This is a genomic window from Spirobacillus cienkowskii, assembly GCF_037081835.1.
GTDB classification, from domain to species: Bacteria; Bdellovibrionota_B; Oligoflexia; order Silvanigrellales; family Silvanigrellaceae; genus Silvanigrella; species Silvanigrella cienkowskii.
Map to the genome: position 1 here is coordinate 2,225,967 of NZ_CP146516.1, position 16,534 is coordinate 2,242,500.

The following is a 16,534-nucleotide window of genomic DNA, read 5'->3' on the forward strand; positions in this document are numbered from 1 at the left end:
ACACCAAGTCTAGGATTTCAAATAGACTCGGAGCTATCTGTCTCCTTTATTTAAATTTCTTGAAAGAGCACTTTTATGGCCACGAATCAACATCTTAAAAAGTATAGAAACATTGGCATTATGGCACATATTGACGCGGGTAAAACCACCACGTCAGAAAGAATTCTTTACTACACAGGCAGAAGTCACAAGCTTGGTGAAGTTCATGAAGGCACGGCAACAATGGATTGGATGGTTCAAGAACAAGAACGCGGAATCACCATTACATCGGCTGCAACAACAACTTTTTGGAAAGATCATCGCATTAATTTGATTGACACTCCTGGCCATGTTGATTTTACCGTTGAAGTCGAACGCTCTCTTCGCGTGTTAGATGGCGCAATTGCGGTTTTTGATGCCGCAAACGGCGTTGAACCTCAGTCAGAAACCGTATGGAGACAAGCTGAAAGATACCATGTACCAAGAATCGCGTTTTTAAATAAAATGGATAAAATTGGTGCGGATCATGAAATGTGTCTTAAATCAATGCAACAAAAATTAAATGCCAACGCTGTTTTTGCACAAATTCCAATTGGTCTTGAAAATAACTTTACTGGAGTTATTGACTTAGTTCGTTTAGTTGCTTATTCGTGGCCAACCGATAATAAAGACACCCCTCCAGTTGTTAATGAAATTCCTAAAGAATACCTCGATGACGCGTTATTATACAGACAAGCTCTAATAGAAAATCTAGCAGATTTTGATGATACTCTTGCTGAAGCAGTGTTATCAGATTCCCTAGTTACAAATGAACAGATTATAGATGCATTACGACAAGCGGTGATTGCAATTAAAGTTGTGCCTATTTTTTTGGGATCATCATTTAAAAATAAAGGAATTCAGCCTCTTTTAGATGCTGTTATTGATTATCTCCCTTCTCCACTTGATTTGCCTCCTGCAGAAGGAATTGAGTTAGAAGGAGTTGTCTCGTCAAACAAACGCGAGTCAAGCGCAGATAAACCTTTTTCTGGCATCGTATTTAAAATCATGAGCGATCCATTTGTTGGTGCATTGTTTTTTATGCGCATTTACTCGGGCACATTAAAAGTTGGTGATGCGGTTTTAAACACTTTAAAAAATAAAAAAGAGCGCATCACTAAAATTTTACAAATGCACGCTAACGATCGAGAAGAACTGCAGTCCGCAACGGCTGGTGATATTGTCGCAGTTGTAGGCTTAAAGTTTGCCACCACAGGTGACACGTTGTGCGATACCAACGCCCCTATTGCTTACGAATCCATGAAATTTCCAGATCCCGTTATTTCTCTTGCCATTGAGCCTAAAAGCTCTGGAGATTTAGATAAATTGCAACAAAGTTTGCAAAAACTTGCTCAAGAAGATCCTTCGTTAAAAATTTCAACCAGCGAGGAAACTGGTCAAGTTATTATCTCTGGAATGGGAGAATTGCATCTGCAAATTATAGCAGATCGCTTGTTACGTGAATTTAAAGTTAATGCAAATGTAGGAAAACCTCAGGTATCTTATAGAGAATGTATTTCAATTTCTGCTAAAGCAAGTGACACGTTTTCTAGAACCTTTCAAAATAAAAATTACACTGCAAAAGTATCTCTTAGCGTTGAACCAAACAAAGATAAAACTGACGTTGAAATCAACGTACCAACTAAACCAATGGTGCCATTAAATGTAATCAATGCTATAAAAGAGTCGCTACAAGGTTCGGTTGGAAGCGGTACGTTATGTGGCTATCCTCTTGTGAACTTAAAAGTAACTGTTACTGATTACTCTTTTGATCCCCAAGCTGTTGATGAAGTCGTTTATAAAGTTGCCGCAAACAATACACTGCGTGCAGCTTTAAATGCTGCAAAACCTGTGATGATGGAACCATTAATGAAAGTAGAAGTGGTAGTTCCTGTTGAATATAGCGGAACAATTGTATCTGACATGAACGGAAGACGCGGGCAAGTGCTTGGTCTCGAGCTCCGAGGTCACTTACAAGTTGTGAATGCCTATATTCCATTATCAGAGTTATTTGGTTACGAAACTGATATTCGCTCATTATCTCAAGGAAGGGCAAGCAGCTCCATGCACTTTTCTCATTATGAAATTCTACCAAAAAATTTACAAGAGAAGATTCTTGGCATATAATAATCTCGTATAATTATTTTGTTGCCGCAGTGATTTTATCCCAACGAGGGAACAAGATGAAATTTAAATTAATCTTCACTTTAATTCTCTCTTACCTTTATTCTGAGAGAGTTTATGCTGATAAAAATGATCAACTCTTTACCGAAGGTAAAAGCCTTTACACGACCCATTGCTTAATGTGCCATGGGAATAAGGGGATGGGCGACGGACCTGTTGGAAATAATTTAACTAAAAAACTACCTCCGCTTAAAATGATTTCTCAAAAACAAATTGAAGACATTTTAAAAAGTGGAAAAATTGGCGTCATGCCAGACTATCGAACTACTTTAAGCGCAATTCAAAAACAAGCTGTAGCATTTTATATTATTAAAGATTTTAGTAAAAAACCTTAAGTTTCTTTTTTGTTCATTTAATTATTTAGAATTTAAATATTGTTTAAAAAGGAGTCATCCTCTTATGGTACAAAAAGAAATCCCTAACATATTTGTAGAAAAAATTTTTTATAATTTAACTCCAGCAATACTTTATGAACATGCCTTAAAGTTTGAAGAAAGTAACATGATTACAAATTCTGGGGCATTATCCTCATTATCTGGGATAAAAACAGGAAGAAGTCCAAAAGATAAAAGAATTGTTAAAAATTCTGATAGCGAGCGGGATGTAAACTGGGGTAATATTAATATTCCAATCACACAAGAGTGTTTTAGCTCACTAAAAAAAAATGCTCTAGAATTTTTAAATAAACAACCTCATTTATATATTTGTGATGTGTTTGCAGGCTGGGAAAAAAAATTTAGATTAAAAGTTAGAGTTATTTGCACGCGTCCATATCATGCACTTTTTGTTAATAATATGTTTATTATACCTAACGCAGAAGAACTAAAAGAATTCAATAATCCAGACTGTGTCATTTATAATGCAGGCTGTTATTTACCGCAAATATCTTTGCAAGAAATAGATTCTAAAACAAATATCAGTCTTAATTTAGAAACAAAAGAAATGATCATTTTAGGAACAGAGTATGCAGGAGAAATGAAAAAAGGGATATTTACATTAATGAATTACCTTATGCCAAAACAAAATGTTTTATCAATGCATTGTTCTGTGACAGAAGGCCATAAAGGTGATGTGAGTATATTTTTAGGATTATCTGGTACAGGGAAAACTACGTTATCGGCCGATCCCAACAGAAAACTGATTGGAGATGATGAACATTGCTGGCATGATAATGGTATTTTTAATATTGAAGGTGGTTGTTATGCCAAATGTGATAACCTGTCTAAAGAAAAAGAACCAGAAATTTTTGCGGCAATTGGTTTTGGGAGTTTACTCGAAAATGTAGTGCTTCATCCGACAACTCGTATACCAAACTACAATGATTTAAGTATTACAGAAAACACGAGAGCCTCTTATAAGCTAGAATCTATCCCTAGCTCTAAAATACCTGCAATAACAACACATGCTAACAACATTATTTTTCTAACCTGCGATGCTTTTGGCGTATTGCCTGCTGTAAGTTTATTAACTCCAGAGCAAGCGTTATACTATTTTATTAGTGGATATACCGCCAAAATTTCTGGTACCGAAGTTGGTATCAAAGAACCAGTTGCCACGTTTTCTGCCTGCTTTGGCGCTCCATTTATGGTTTTTTCTCCTATTAAATATGCCGATTTATTAAAACAAAAGCTACAACAAGACAAAAATATCAATACCTGGCTTATCAATACAGGATGGATTGGTGGCGCCTATGGTGTTGGAAAACGCATTTCTTTAAAATATACCAGAGCAATTATCGATGCAATTCATGATGGTACTTTAATAAAAGAAGAATTTATAAATTTTGAAATTTTTAACCTTAAGATACCCAAAAACGCAAATCGCATACCAAACCATATTTTAAATCCAAAAGAAACTTGGAAAAACAAGCTTAATTACGACGATAATCGCCTTAAATTAGCTAAATTATTTATAGAAAACTTTAAAAATATTCAAGATATTAATTTCCTTCATCACGCCGGACCTCAAGTTTAAATAATCAATAATATCAATAATATAAAATTTCAAAATATCCCTTCATTTTTGATTGTATCTAAATATATAACATATTGTATTTATTATAAAATATTTAATATTATTGAATTTATTAGATTTTTATAAAAAGTTATTGACATTGCTATTACTATGAGTGATTCCTTCATTGTTAATTTAGAAAGGAATTTGTTGTGATTAATATTATTTTTAAAAAAACCAACCTTTTAACAGCCTCTTTGCTTGTAATATCAGTGGTATCTTGTGGTAAGCCTTATGAATATACACCTAGCAACAATAGTAAGTATCCGGTACGGTATCCAGCTAATTATAATTCCAAGATACTTAAAGACTTAAACGAAGCTTGTGATGAAATAAAATCTGCACTTAATGAAAATATTGCAGTTCTTAATGCACTCATCACTGCGTTAAAGCCCAATCAAGGTATTAATAGAGTCAATAGCAATAAAAATGCTCAAATTGTAACAGCAACTATATCTGAACTTGACTTACTTAAAGCTAAATTTGAAATGATGAACAACTCGAACAACATTATTCGTTCACAAATACCAAGGTCCATAACACCTGTAGGTTTAAGTCAGTCTATGTTAGATAACTTTATTAGACAAAATTCAGAAACAAATGCTGATAATATTTTAGAGACTAGAAATAAATTATTTGAAATTTTTAATGATAGCAGTGTTAATGTTTTAATAAATTCTTCAGAAATATTTAATATTAAAGAAAAAATAAAGAAATTAAGCAATATTCACAGTAATACGCCGTCCACTAAGTTTGTTGGCAACATAGATAACCAAAAATAAATATTTATACGGAAATTGATGAATATTGAAAACAGGATATGCTGCAGTTAACATTCGTACTTTCTTTTATAAAAGGACACTGCAGCACAATGAATAATGTACAACAACTTATGGATGATTTAAAGAGAATACCTCAAAATAAATTAAGTTTTAATCTTTTACGTCGATTATTTATAATTTTTTTATATTCCGTAGGATTTTCTGAAAAAAAGATTGAAACTTTATTATGCCTTTCAAGAGGACGGGCAAATTATTGGGTTTCAAACTATAAGAATAATGGTATTTATTTTTTACTTGATAAACCACGTTCTGGTCGTCCATCCTTTGTAAATAAAGAAGAAGTTGAAATTTTAAAAACTGAAATCATTCAATTAAATTCTGAATTTAATGAGGAAAAAGTTGTTCATGCTCAAATAATAAATAGTATTATAGAATCCAAAACGAAATTAAAAAAAAATTTAGTAAAAGTGGGTTATACAAGTTCCTTCAAAGAACATTAATAAGAAGAGTTGTTCCAAGAACAAAGCATATAAAAAATGATCCAGAAAAAATGGCCGAATGGATTAAAGATTTACCAAATAAAATTAATGAAATTAAAGTAAAAAATCCAGGAAAAAAAATAAACATAGATTTTCAAGATGAATCACGATTTGGACAAATGACAATAAAAGCTGGTATTTGGAGTCCTTTCCCAATCAGACCAGAATTTAAAACTCAAATGGGTTATTTAAACTCATGGATGTATGCTACTGCTAACAAAGATACGGGCAAATATTTTGGAATGATATTACCAAATTTAAATGTTGAAAACATGCAAATTTTTATCAATGAGTACTCCAAGACCGTACCTAAGAATGAGCATATTATTATTATACTAGATGGAGCTAGTGCACATAAAAGCAAAAAATTAATTTTACCCCAAAATATATCATTTATTTTTTTACCTTCATTTTCTCCAGAGTTAAATCCAATTGAAAGGTTATGGAGTTATTTTAAAAGGAATCACTTATCATTTAAAATTTATAAAGATTATGAAGATCTCGTTCAAAAATGCTCTAGTGGTTGGAATCAATTAACACAAAAAATTGTCAAGTCAATTATGAATTCAAAACCTAAGGCAAGCTTATGTTAAAAACTTAGTGGACGGCGTATAATTACTATAAATTAGAAAGTAATTTAGAGTTGCTTAACATTTATGCTAAATAAAAAATTTGATTATAAATTAAAATTACCAAACACACCATAATTCCTTCTACTTTAAAAATCTAATAAATAACTGCATTCTATACTCTTTATATTAACGAAATAGGCAAATTTTGCTCACCATTAAAAAAAATTTTAGATAAACTGAATATTAATATATTAAATAAAGGATTGGTATTTCATGCTATTTAAAATCAATAAATATTTAGTTAAAATTTGTGCTATCATAAATTTTAACTCTGTATATGGCCTTGAAGAAATCTCATTTCCTAAAATTTGGGAAATGGTTGTCAAAAACTCTTATATTAACAAGTCATTAAATTTAATGATAGAATCCTCAAATAGCAGCGTAGATAGGCAATCCCGGTATTGGCTTCCTAGTTTATATGTAAATTCACAGTTTATGTCTACAAATGATCCTACTTTAACTTTTATCAATTATTTAGGAGAAGGCCAAGTTAAACAAGAAGATTTTGTACCTTCCACACTCAATACTCCATCATACAACTCGTTCAATTCTACTCAGATAGGTTTGAATTTCTTACTTTATGATGGCAGTTCAAGAGCATCTTACTCAAAAGCACAAAAGCATGCTTCAAAAGCATTAGAATACAAAAAAAATTCTGAATTAGTAAATTTATACGTAAAAACTTTAAGAGAGTATTCAAATATAATCAATGCAGAAAATTATCTAAAAGAGTTAAATGAAACAGAAAAAAATGTAGAAAAATTAATAAATAACTATCATATAGGTGAAAAATCAAATCCAGTTGGCTATAGCGGTTTATTAAGCCTAAAAGCAATCATGAACAAAATAAATTTTTTAATTCATGATATCAATACAAATATAAAAAATTCCAAAGTTACATTAAATTTAATGGCGGGAAATAAAAATAAAGAATGGAAAATATTAAATTTACCAATCGAAAAATTTGTCTCTATCTACTTTAATAAATCAAACAGCTCTCCTAGTTCCTATCAATATCTAGAGCAAATGGAAAAGTCATTTTCTATTAAAGAAAAAATTACCGCAGAAAAAGCAAAGTATCTACCGAAGATAGGCTTATTCAGCCAGGCAAATATTTTCGGAGGAGATAGAGGTATTAAAAAATCTTATATTTTTGGAATTAATATCACCCTCAATTTTATGGCTTCTGATCTTGGAGCGGCATCAGAGGTAGAACTATTGTCTCAAGCAAAAGAAGAAGCTGCAAGAGAAATTGACTTATCAGAAAAAATAATGTCAGAAATTTCTGAAGAAAATTTGAGATCAATTAACGTCAAGCTTGATCTCACATTAAATAATGAAGAAATTCTAAATGAACAACTCAAAGTATTAAGTAGCTTATTTAAAAATGGCAGCACATCAGTTGCGCAAATAACAGAAGTATACAATAAAAAAACAGATATATTACAAAATAAATACACATTAAAAAAATATTTATTAGATGCTGATTTAGCAAAAATTTCCCTATCTCAAAAAAATGTAGAACCTAAAGATATATGGAGTTTAAAATGAATAAGAAATCTTTAGGTATAGCAGGAAAAATAAGCCAAAAATTTATTCACTCTAAGTTAACAATTATTATTGTATTTTTAAGTATACTAATTGGAGTTATTGCAGTTTGGTTAACACCAAAAGAAGAAGAACCACAAATATCTGTGCCGATGATAGATATTCAAACATACTCGCCAAACTTTGAAGAAGCACATGAGGTTGAACGAAAAGTAACAGAGCCTATAGAAAGAGCTGTTTGGGGATTAGATGGTGTAGAGTATGTGTATTCATCAAGCAGCCCGCATCAAAGTCTTGTTACTGTTCGTTTTAAAGTAGGTGAACCTATAGAACCTAGCCTTGTTAAGGTGCATCATAAATTACTTGAAATTAATAATGAAATTAATAATTATATTTTACCTTCAAAAGTAAAATCATATTCAATTGATGATGTTCCGTTTTTAACAATCACTTTTAGCTCACCAAGCATTGATGATACAAAATTAAGAAATTTAATCGCTCCTTTAGCCAGAGAGCTCTCATCAACCCCTGATTTAAACAAAGTAGAATTATTAGGAGGTAAAAAAAGAGCTATTAGAATTATTGTCGACCCTAAATTGTTAGAAAAAAAAGGTGTTACATTAAGGCAAGTATCCCAGGCAATCATTTTAAATGATTCAATAAAATATGCGGGAAAAGATTGGGGTCAAGAAAAAGTTTTTGATGTAGAAGTTGGTGGTCATTATAAAACCGCAGAAGATATTAAAAATATTGCAATAGGACAACGCGGTGGTGTGATTGTTAAAATCCATGATGTAGCAAAAATATTAGACACCACAGAAGAACGCGTTCGAGAATCTGTTTTAATTGAAAGCAACGATACAAGCGCGATTAATAATGCAGTCTCTTTATCTTTTAGTAAAAGAAAAGGAACTAATGTTGTTATGCTTTCTCAACAACTACTAGCAAGAGCAAGTGCATTTAGTAAAACACTACCTACTGAAATTAAAATGTCAATTGTTCGCGATTACGGATCAACAGCAGCAGATAAAACAAAAGAACTGATAGAACATTTATTACTAGCAACCCTATCTGTCAGCGTATTAATTGCAATATTTATGGGTTTAAGAGCTTCTTTAGTAATTGCAATTGCAATACCTGTTACTTTATCATTAACATTAGCAACTTACTACTTTATGGGATATACACTCAATCGGGTTACACTATTTGCACTAATATTTTCTATCGGAATTTTAGTAGATGATGCTATTGTTGTTTTTGAAAATATTGAGCGTCATATAAAAGAAAATAAAGTAAATTTTTTACAGGCAACAATTAATGCTGTATCAGAAGTTGGTAATCCTACAATTCTTGCAACATTCACAGTTATTGCATCCATTCTTCCAATGGCGTTTGTTAGCGGCATGATGGGTCCTTATATGAAACCAATTCCGGTTGGTGCAAGTTTTGCTATGATTATATCCTTATTTGTAGCGTTTATTGTAACACCTTGGGCTGCAGTCAGATTATTAAAATCTCATCATAATCATCACATAAATACTACTCAAAAACAGGGAAAATTAGACAAAATTTATAGAAACATTATGAATTACCTACTAAGTAGCAAAAAATATACAACATCATTTCTCATCATGACATGTGTTTTATTTTTAATTTCAATTTCTTTATTTTATTTTAAAAGTGTTAAAGTTAAAATGTTACCTTTTGATAATAAAAATGAATTTCAAATTCTTCTAGATTATTCTACAACTACAACACTTAAAAACTCTATAGATATGTCTAAAAAATTAGCAATAAAACTTTTTGAAAATAAAAATATTGATAAAATTCAAATTTTTTCTGGAGAACCAGCTCCATTTTCTTTTTCTGGTATGGTAAAGCACACATTTTTAAGACATACTGACTATCAAAATGATTTGCATATTGTTCTAAAAGATAAGGAAAAAAGAGAGGAATCAAGCCATAGTGTTATTGAAAATATCAGAAAAATTGTTAATAAATTTTCTGACGAAAATAATGTAACCAGTAAAATACTAGAAATACCTCCAGGTTCACCTGTACTTGCAACTGTTGTTGCAGAAATTTATGCGCCAAACTCCAAGTTAAGAGAAAAGGCAGCAAAGGATGTCCTTAACGTATTTCAAAATGAACTTTCAGTAGTTGACTTAGATTACTCTTGGAGATTACAAAGACCAAGAAAAATATACTCCTATAACCAATTTAAGGGCGGCATTCTTGGAACAAACGCGAGTGAAATTAGCTTAAGTGGCAGATATACGTTTTCAGAAAATTCGTTAGTCACCTTAAATGATATTTCTAGTCCAGAAGATGTTAGTATAGATTTATCTATTGATAATTCTATTCGATCAGGTAGTAGTCCATTTCAAAATCAATCTGTTTCATCTTTTGATACAGGTTTTTCAGCTGTAGAAAAAGTTCTTGATCCACCAATAATTAAAGAAACAGAAACAATTTTTAGAAAAAATTTAAAGCCAGTTAGCTATATTATGAGCGAACTTTCTGGATCTGAGGAAGCTCCTGTTTACGGAATACAAAAACTTGCAAAAAATATTACTTATCCATTGCAAATTAGAGAGGTTCCTTGGGATATTAATCAGGCAATCGTAAAGTGGGATGGTGAATGGTTTATTACTTACGAGGTTTTTCGCGATTTAGGATTATCTTTTGCTATTGTTTTAATTTTAATTTACGTGCTTGTAGTTGGTTGGTTTAAAAGTTATTTAGTACCCATAGCAATTATGGCACCTATTCCTATTAGTTTAATTGGCATTGTTCCAGGACATGCGATATTTGGTGCTTATTTTACAGCAACATCCATGATTGGATTTATAGCTGGAGCTGGAATAATTGTTAGAAATTCTATAATTCTAATTGACTTTATTGAAAATCAATTAACAGAAGGCATCCCATTAAAAGAGGCAGTTATAAATTCTGGTGTAACACGATTTCGCCCGATGTTACTTACTGCTGCAGCTGTAATAGTGGGAAGCGGTGTTATCTTATTTGACCCAATTTTTCAAGGTTTAGCAATTAGTTTAATGTTTGGCGAAGTTGCAGCAACAATCCTAAGTTTCTTTGCAATTCCTGTTTTATACTTTTGGATTGTCGGAAAAAAAAGAGCATCTGAACTATTAATAAATAAGGAAAATTTAAATCATGAAAATTGAAAATAAAATTCGTGCCGTTGCAGGAATTTTTATCCTTATAAGTTTACTACTATCACATTTTTATTCAAATTATTGGTTAATTTTAAATGCATTTGTTGGAGCTAATCTTTTACAATCTAGCTATACTAATTTTTGTCCATTAGAGAAGATTTTAAATAGATTTGATAAAAAATTTTAAGATAATTTATTTTATTAGGATATTTTTCATTTTAATTAGAGGATAGATTATGAATAGTTTCTTAGTTGAAATGTCTAGAGCTCACTTTGCAATGACTGCAATGTATCATTTTTTATTTGTACCTCTCACTTTAGGTCTTTCATTTTTAGTCGCATTTTTAGAGACTATTTACTATAAAACTCAAGATGAAAACTGGAAAAAAATCACCAAATTCTGGATGATGCTACTTGCCATTAACTTCGCTATTGGAGCTGCAAGCGGAATTATAATGGAGTTTGAATTTGGAACAAACTGGGCCAACTACTCTTGGACTGTTGGAGATATTTTTGGCACCCCACTAGCGATTGAAGGTCTTTTGGCTTTTTTTCTTGAAACAACTTTTTTTATTGTCATGATTTTTGGATGGGAAAGAGTTTCAAAAAGATTTCATTTAGTTTCTACCTGGCTTTTTGCTATTGGCTCAAATCTTTCTGCATATTGGATACTAATTGCCAATGGCTGGATGCAAAATCCCGTAGGAACAAAATTTAATATTGAAACGGGACGCAGCGAAATGATAAATTTTTGGGACGTTGCATTATCATCAAATGGCGTTTCAAAATTTTTACATACATTAGCAAGTAGCTATATTATTTCAGGATTATTTGTGGTTGGAGTTAGCGCATTTTTAATTCTTAAAAACAAAGATTTTAATAATGCCAGAAAAAGTTTAATTTTAGGTTCTAGTTTTGGACTATTAGCATGTTTTTTTACCATTCTTACCGGTGATGATGCAGCATATCGAGTAGCTCAAACACAACCAATGAAGCTTGCTGCCATGGAAGGCTTATATGATGGACAAAAAAAAGCAGGTATTGTTGCATTTGGAGTTTTAAACCCAGAAAAAAAACTCGGTGATAATACTAATGATTTTCTTTTTAAAGCAGAATTACCAGCGGCATTATCGTTATTAGGACAACATGATATTCATGCTTTTATTCCTGGACTAAATGACTTGGTTTATGGAAATCCAAAGTATAATATTATACCCGTACAAGAAAAAATTGATAAAGGAAAAATTGCTGCAAAAGCAATAATTGATTACAAAAATGCAAAAAAATCTGATAATAAAGATTTAATGATCAAATCGCAAAAATTATTTGATGAAAACGTTAAGTATTTAGGCTATGCTTCAATGAAAAAACCTGAAGATGCTGTTCCAAACGTTCCAATAACTTTTTATAGTTTTCATATTATGGTTGGTCTTGGAGTCTATTTTTTAGTTATTTTTTTAATAACATTATATTTAGCCATGGTAAACGAAATTATTCGTTACAGAAAATTTTTGTGGCTATTATTTTTCAGTATTCCTTTAGGATATTTGGCTTCTGAATTAGGTTGGGTTGTTGCAGAAGTTGGTAGACAGCCATGGGCAATACAAGATTTATTATTAACAGAAAAAGCAGTGTCAAACCTTAATACAGCTACTGTACAAGTCACTATGATTATATTTTTTATTATATTTACAATTATGCTCATTTCTGAGATTGGAATAATGTATCGAAAAATTAAGCAAGGGATGTAATTATGTCATTCGAAATATTACAAATTTATTGGTGGGTTATTTTCTCTTTAGTAGGTGCTCTTTTTGGTTTTATGCTATTTGTTCAAGGAGGGCAGACTCTATTGTTTTCATTTCCAAATAATAAAAAAAAGAAAGATTTAATCATAAATATTCTAGGAAGAAAATGGGAACTTGGTTTTACTACATTGGTTTTATTTGGTGGAGTCGCATTTGCTGCCTTTCCAAGATTTTATGCTGTAAGCTTTGGTGGCGCTTATTGGTTATGGATTGTTATTTTAATTGCATCTGTTTTACAAGCTGTTTCTTATGAATTTAGAAAAAAATCTGGTAATGTTTTTGGCTCAAAATTTTTTGAAATATTTTTATTTATAAATGGTATTGTATTATCTATAGGTGTTGGAGTATTTGTTTCAAGTTTATACAATGGTAATCAGTTTACATTAAATGAATTAGGAACATCTATATGGCATAATAATCTTTTAGGATTAGAAGCTTTTTTTAGTGTATTTAATTTATTATTAGGTTTTAGTGTGTTTTTTCTTTCAAGAATTTTAGCAATATTTTATATTTATTCACATATAGATAATGATGAACTAAATTTAAAAAAAGATCTTTTTAAAAAATATTTTGCAAACTTAATTTTATTCCTATGCAGCTTTTTACCTTGGATAGTTTGGATGTCATTAAAAGATGGTTATTGTGTTACAGAAAGTGAAGTTTTTGTATGCTCAAATAAGTATTTTAAAAACCTTATAGATATGCCAATAGTTGTAACTTTATTATCTGTTGGAATTATTCTATTTTTATTATCAATTATTATATTTATAAAAAACAAAAATAAACTTCCTATTTGGATAGCGGGATTAGGTTCAATATTGGTATATTTTTCTCTTTTCTTGAATGTAGGACTTAATAACACATCATTTTATCCGTCTTCAGTAAAACCGAGTGATTCTTTAACATTGAGTAATAGTTCAAGTAGTTTGTATACTCTAAATAGCATGTTTTATGTTTCTTTTTTAGTGCCTTTTGTTCTAATGTATATTATTTATGTGTGGTATAAAATGGATTCAAAAAAAATAACTAATCAAGAAATCGATTCTGATAAAAACTCATATTAATTATACGAGGAAATTATGAACTATATAGAAAGTATATTTTTTTTATTATTATGGCCATTATTTATTTTATTTAGTTACTATTTTGTAAATTTAAATTTAAAACACTTTAAAAAACTAGAAAAACTTGAAGAATATGAAAAAGACGAGAAAGCATTCAATAAATAAAAAACTTATTTATTGAATGCTTTCTTATTATTTAGCTCTAAAGTAGAGAAATACAATTTCCGATAAAGCTTAAAATATTGCGAAACTGATAGGAGATTGTATGAAAATTGTAATCTTAGGCGCAGGCGTTTCTGGTCATACGGCAGCATTTCATTTAAAAAGACTTTTATCAAGTGAGCATGAAATTGTTGTTGTAAGTCCAAATAGCAAATGGAACTGGATTCCCTCTAATATATGGGTTGGTGTAGGGGACATGAAAGAAGAACAGGTCACTTTTGAATTAGAGCCTGTTTATAAGAGAATGAAAATTAAATTTATTCAAGCACGTGCAACTGAAATCTATCCAGAAGGCTTAAATGAGTCTAAAAGAGGTTTTGTTAAAGCTGAGTCTACAAATAAATCAAACCTTGGTGAAGTTTTAAGTATTGATTATGATTTTTTAATTAATGCAACAGGTCCTCGATTAAATTTTGCTGCCACACCAGGACTTGGTCCAGAAGGACATAGTCTTTCTGTGTGCACTTATTCCCATGCTACAGAAACAGCTAAAAAGCTTGACGAAATTGTTGGCGAAATGAAAAATGGTGTAGAAAAAACTTTTATTGTTGGTACAGGTCACGGTTTATGCACATGTGAAGGAGCTGCATTTGAGTACGTTTTTAATTTAGAATTTGAACTCAGAAAAAGAGGTGTACGTGATAAAGCCAAAATTATTTTTGTTACAAATGAAGCAATACTCGGTGATTTTGGAGTTGGAGGATTAAATATAAAAATGGGTGGTTACGTTACACCCAGTAAAGTTTTTGCAGAATCACTTTTTGTTGAACGTGGCGTAGATTGGATTACAGGCACTCATGTTAAAAAAGTAGAAAAAAATTTAATTGAATACGAAACACTCGATGGAGAAATACATACCTTAAATTTTGATTTTGCAATGCTGTTACCTCCTTTCACAGGTGTTCCATTAAAAGCATTTAATAATGCAAATGAAGACATAAGCAATAAACTATTTAATCCATCTGGATTTATGAAAGTTGATGCAGATTATAATCAAAAACCTTACGAACAATGGCTTCCAGAAGATTGGCCAAAAACATATCAAACGCAATACAAAAATGTTTTTGCAATTGGAATTGCATTTGCGCCACCGCATCAAATCTCTCGTCCGTTAAAGACTAAAAATGGAACTATTATTGCTCCTGCACCACCTCGTACAGGCATGCCATCTGGTGTCATGGGTAAAATTGTTGCAAAATCGATCACAGAAATGATTAAAAATAATAACCTCGAGCCAGCTTATTCTGCATCAATGGCTGAGCTAGGAGCTGCGTGCGTAGCTTCAGCAGGGGCGAGTATTTTAAATGGCAGTGCGGCATCAATGACAATGTATCCAATTGTCCCAAATTATAACTTATACCCAGCCTTCGGGAGAGACACAAATTATACTACAGGAGAAATTGGGAGTGCAGGACACTGGATAAAGAAAATTTTACATTACATGTTCATTTATAAAGCAAAAGGATATTTATTTTGGTGGCTTATTCCAGAATAAATAATTTAAAAAGGAAGCAAAAAAATGAAACCAACCCGTTCTATAGAATATTTTGCGCCAAGACCAACTCCTGTGACTCTTTATTTTAGAACTTTTTGGCTTTGGCAATTAATACGATTCGTCATTATCAATATTCGCATGATGAATATGATTAGTAAATCTCATGGAAAAAAAATTAGATAATTTACATCAAAATAAATTATCTAATTTTTTTCCAAACTTAAAAACAAAATTTATAAAAAACGATGTCGAGATTATTTTAATTTAGTTATTTGAGTTATCATAAGATGATTGATATCAAATCAATAAAAAACCCCTAAGAGATATTTTTGTATCGCTTAGGGGTAAAAAATAAAGGCTGCACCGAGCTACTCTTCCACACCTAAGGGTGCAGTACCATTGCCGCAGGCGGGCTTGACTTCGGAGTTCGGAATGGGATCCGGTATTTCCCCGCCGCAATCAGCACAGCCAAATCGAGACTAGAACGTGAGGTTCTCAGTTTTTAGGAGAGAAGGGGTTCACGTATAAAAAAGGTAAACAAGAACAGACAGAGAAGATAAAGCGTAAGAAGAGAGTGTTGAAGAGATGAGTGATTGAGAAAGATGGCTCAATGCCAATGATGTCTTAAAAGGAAGTGGTCAGGGTGATTAGTAATGGTTAGCTCAATGCCTTACAGCACGTACACATCCATCCTATCGAACTTGTCGTCTTCAAGTGCCCTGCGAGATTGCTCTCGAGGAAGTTCATCTTAGGAATAGTTTCCCGCTTAGATGCTTTCAGCGGTTACCCAAACCGAACATAGCTACCCAGCTGTGCCACTGGCGTGACAACTGGTTCACCAGGGGTTCGTCCAACCCGGTCCTCTCGTACTAAGGTCAGGTTCCTGCAACTTCCCAAACGCCCACGACGGATAGGAACCGAACTGTCTCACGACGTTCTGAACCCAGCTCGCGTACCACTTTAATTGGCGAACAGCCAAACCCTTGGGACCTGCTCCAGCCCCAGGATGTGATGAGCCGACATCGAGGTGCCAAACACCGTCGTCGATGT

The 16,534-nt window shown here is 31.8% G+C and carries 14 protein-coding genes and 2 rRNA genes (1 of these 16 running past the window's edge); 14 read left to right on the plus strand and 2 right to left on the minus strand.

Going from position 1 to position 16,534, the window contains the following annotated elements; translation table 11 throughout:
- The first annotated feature begins 75 nt into the window (after positions 1-75).
- The 14 genes from fusA to Spiro2_RS09955 all read left to right on the plus strand — a co-directional run bounded on the left by fusA (position 76) and on the right by Spiro2_RS09955 (position 15,667).
- Complete coding sequence (gene fusA / locus Spiro2_RS09890; RefSeq protein ID WP_338635620.1) at positions 76-2,145, plus strand: elongation factor G; 2,070 nt, start codon at positions 76-78, stop codon at positions 2,143-2,145.
- A gap of 56 nt (positions 2,146-2,201) precedes the next feature.
- Positions 2,202-2,537, plus strand: coding sequence for a c-type cytochrome (locus Spiro2_RS09895; RefSeq protein WP_338635622.1), 336 nt, complete (start codon positions 2,202-2,204; stop codon positions 2,535-2,537).
- Positions 2,538-2,601: 64 nt separating this feature from the next.
- Positions 2,602-4,176: a phosphoenolpyruvate carboxykinase (ATP) gene (gene pckA / locus Spiro2_RS09900; RefSeq protein ID WP_338635623.1), complete on the plus strand. Its 1,575-nt coding sequence runs from the start codon at positions 2,602-2,604 to the stop codon at positions 4,174-4,176.
- A gap of 191 nt (positions 4,177-4,367) precedes the next feature.
- Complete coding sequence (locus Spiro2_RS09905) at positions 4,368-4,997, plus strand: hypothetical protein (RefSeq protein WP_338635624.1); 630 nt, start codon at positions 4,368-4,370, stop codon at positions 4,995-4,997.
- Between the two features lie 89 nt (positions 4,998-5,086).
- Entirely contained in the window at positions 5,087-5,497 is a 411-nt protein-coding gene (locus Spiro2_RS09910) for a hypothetical protein (protein WP_338634792.1), read from the plus strand.
- A complete protein-coding gene (locus Spiro2_RS09915; RefSeq protein ID WP_338637748.1) occupies positions 5,443-6,129 on the plus strand; it encodes an IS630 family transposase in 687 nt (228 codons plus the stop codon). The genes Spiro2_RS09910 and Spiro2_RS09915 overlap by 55 nt, the downstream gene beginning before the upstream one ends.
- 252 nt (positions 6,130-6,381) lie before the next feature.
- Positions 6,382-7,719: a TolC family protein gene (locus tag Spiro2_RS09920; protein ID WP_338635625.1), complete on the plus strand. Its 1,338-nt coding sequence runs from the start codon at positions 6,382-6,384 to the stop codon at positions 7,717-7,719.
- Complete coding sequence (locus tag Spiro2_RS09925; RefSeq protein WP_338635626.1) at positions 7,716-10,904, plus strand: efflux RND transporter permease subunit; 3,189 nt, start codon at positions 7,716-7,718, stop codon at positions 10,902-10,904. Before Spiro2_RS09920 ends, Spiro2_RS09925 begins: the two co-directional genes overlap by 4 nt.
- Positions 10,894-11,082, plus strand: coding sequence for a DUF2892 domain-containing protein (locus Spiro2_RS09930; RefSeq protein ID WP_338635627.1), 189 nt, complete (start codon positions 10,894-10,896; stop codon positions 11,080-11,082). The genes Spiro2_RS09925 and Spiro2_RS09930 overlap by 11 nt, the downstream gene beginning before the upstream one ends.
- Positions 11,083-11,131: 49 nt before the next feature.
- A complete protein-coding gene (locus Spiro2_RS09935; protein ID WP_338635628.1) occupies positions 11,132-12,646 on the plus strand; it encodes a cytochrome ubiquinol oxidase subunit I in 1,515 nt (504 codons plus the stop codon).
- 2 nt (positions 12,647-12,648) lie between these two features.
- Positions 12,649-13,767 carry a cytochrome d ubiquinol oxidase subunit II gene (gene cydB / locus Spiro2_RS09940; protein WP_338635630.1) on the plus strand — a complete coding sequence of 373 codons (1,119 nt, stop codon included), beginning with the start codon at positions 12,649-12,651 and terminating at the stop codon, positions 13,765-13,767.
- A gap of 15 nt (positions 13,768-13,782) precedes the next feature.
- Positions 13,783-13,932: a hypothetical protein gene (locus tag Spiro2_RS09945; protein ID WP_338635631.1), complete on the plus strand. Its 150-nt coding sequence runs from the start codon at positions 13,783-13,785 to the stop codon at positions 13,930-13,932.
- A 100-nt stretch (positions 13,933-14,032) separates the two neighbouring features.
- Entirely contained in the window at positions 14,033-15,484 is a 1,452-nt protein-coding gene (locus tag Spiro2_RS09950; RefSeq protein ID WP_338635632.1) for an NAD(P)/FAD-dependent oxidoreductase, read from the plus strand.
- 24 nt (positions 15,485-15,508) lie between these two features.
- Positions 15,509-15,667: a hypothetical protein gene (locus Spiro2_RS09955; protein ID WP_338635633.1), complete on the plus strand. Its 159-nt coding sequence runs from the start codon at positions 15,509-15,511 to the stop codon at positions 15,665-15,667.
- Positions 15,668-15,839: 172 nt separating this feature from the next.
- On the opposite strand, the gene rrf is transcribed toward Spiro2_RS09955, so the two are convergent.
- Positions 15,840-15,954: ribosomal RNA gene (gene rrf / locus Spiro2_RS09960) — 5S ribosomal RNA — on the minus strand.
- Positions 15,955-16,110: 156 nt separating this feature from the next.
- A 23S ribosomal RNA gene (locus Spiro2_RS09965) occupies positions 16,111-16,534 on the minus strand (it continues 2,472 nt past the right edge of the window).

Bases quoted from the DNA above. Each gene is read 5' to 3' on its own strand.
- Spiro2_RS09925 (WP_338635626.1), top strand. From the start codon at position 7,716: ATGAATAAGAAATCTTTAGGTATAGCAGGAAAAATAAGCCAAAAATTT.
- cydB (WP_338635630.1), top strand. From the start codon at position 12,649: ATGTCATTCGAAATATTACAAATTTATTGGTGGGTTATTTTCTCTTTA.
- Spiro2_RS09895 (WP_338635622.1), top strand. From the start codon at position 2,202: ATGAAATTTAAATTAATCTTCACTTTAATTCTCTCTTACCTTTATTCT.
- fusA (WP_338635620.1), top strand. From the start codon at position 76: ATGGCCACGAATCAACATCTTAAAAAGTATAGAAACATTGGCATTATG.
- Spiro2_RS09920 (WP_338635625.1), top strand. From the start codon at position 6,382: ATGCTATTTAAAATCAATAAATATTTAGTTAAAATTTGTGCTATCATA.
- Spiro2_RS09935 (WP_338635628.1), top strand. From the start codon at position 11,132: ATGAATAGTTTCTTAGTTGAAATGTCTAGAGCTCACTTTGCAATGACT.
- Spiro2_RS09950 (WP_338635632.1), top strand. From the start codon at position 14,033: ATGAAAATTGTAATCTTAGGCGCAGGCGTTTCTGGTCATACGGCAGCA.
- Spiro2_RS09930 (WP_338635627.1), top strand. From the start codon at position 10,894: ATGAAAATTGAAAATAAAATTCGTGCCGTTGCAGGAATTTTTATCCTT.
- pckA (WP_338635623.1), top strand. From the start codon at position 2,602: ATGGTACAAAAAGAAATCCCTAACATATTTGTAGAAAAAATTTTTTAT.
- Spiro2_RS09945 (WP_338635631.1), top strand. From the start codon at position 13,783: ATGAACTATATAGAAAGTATATTTTTTTTATTATTATGGCCATTATTT.
- Spiro2_RS09955 (WP_338635633.1), top strand. From the start codon at position 15,509: ATGAAACCAACCCGTTCTATAGAATATTTTGCGCCAAGACCAACTCCT.
- Spiro2_RS09910 (WP_338634792.1), top strand. From the start codon at position 5,087: ATGAATAATGTACAACAACTTATGGATGATTTAAAGAGAATACCTCAA.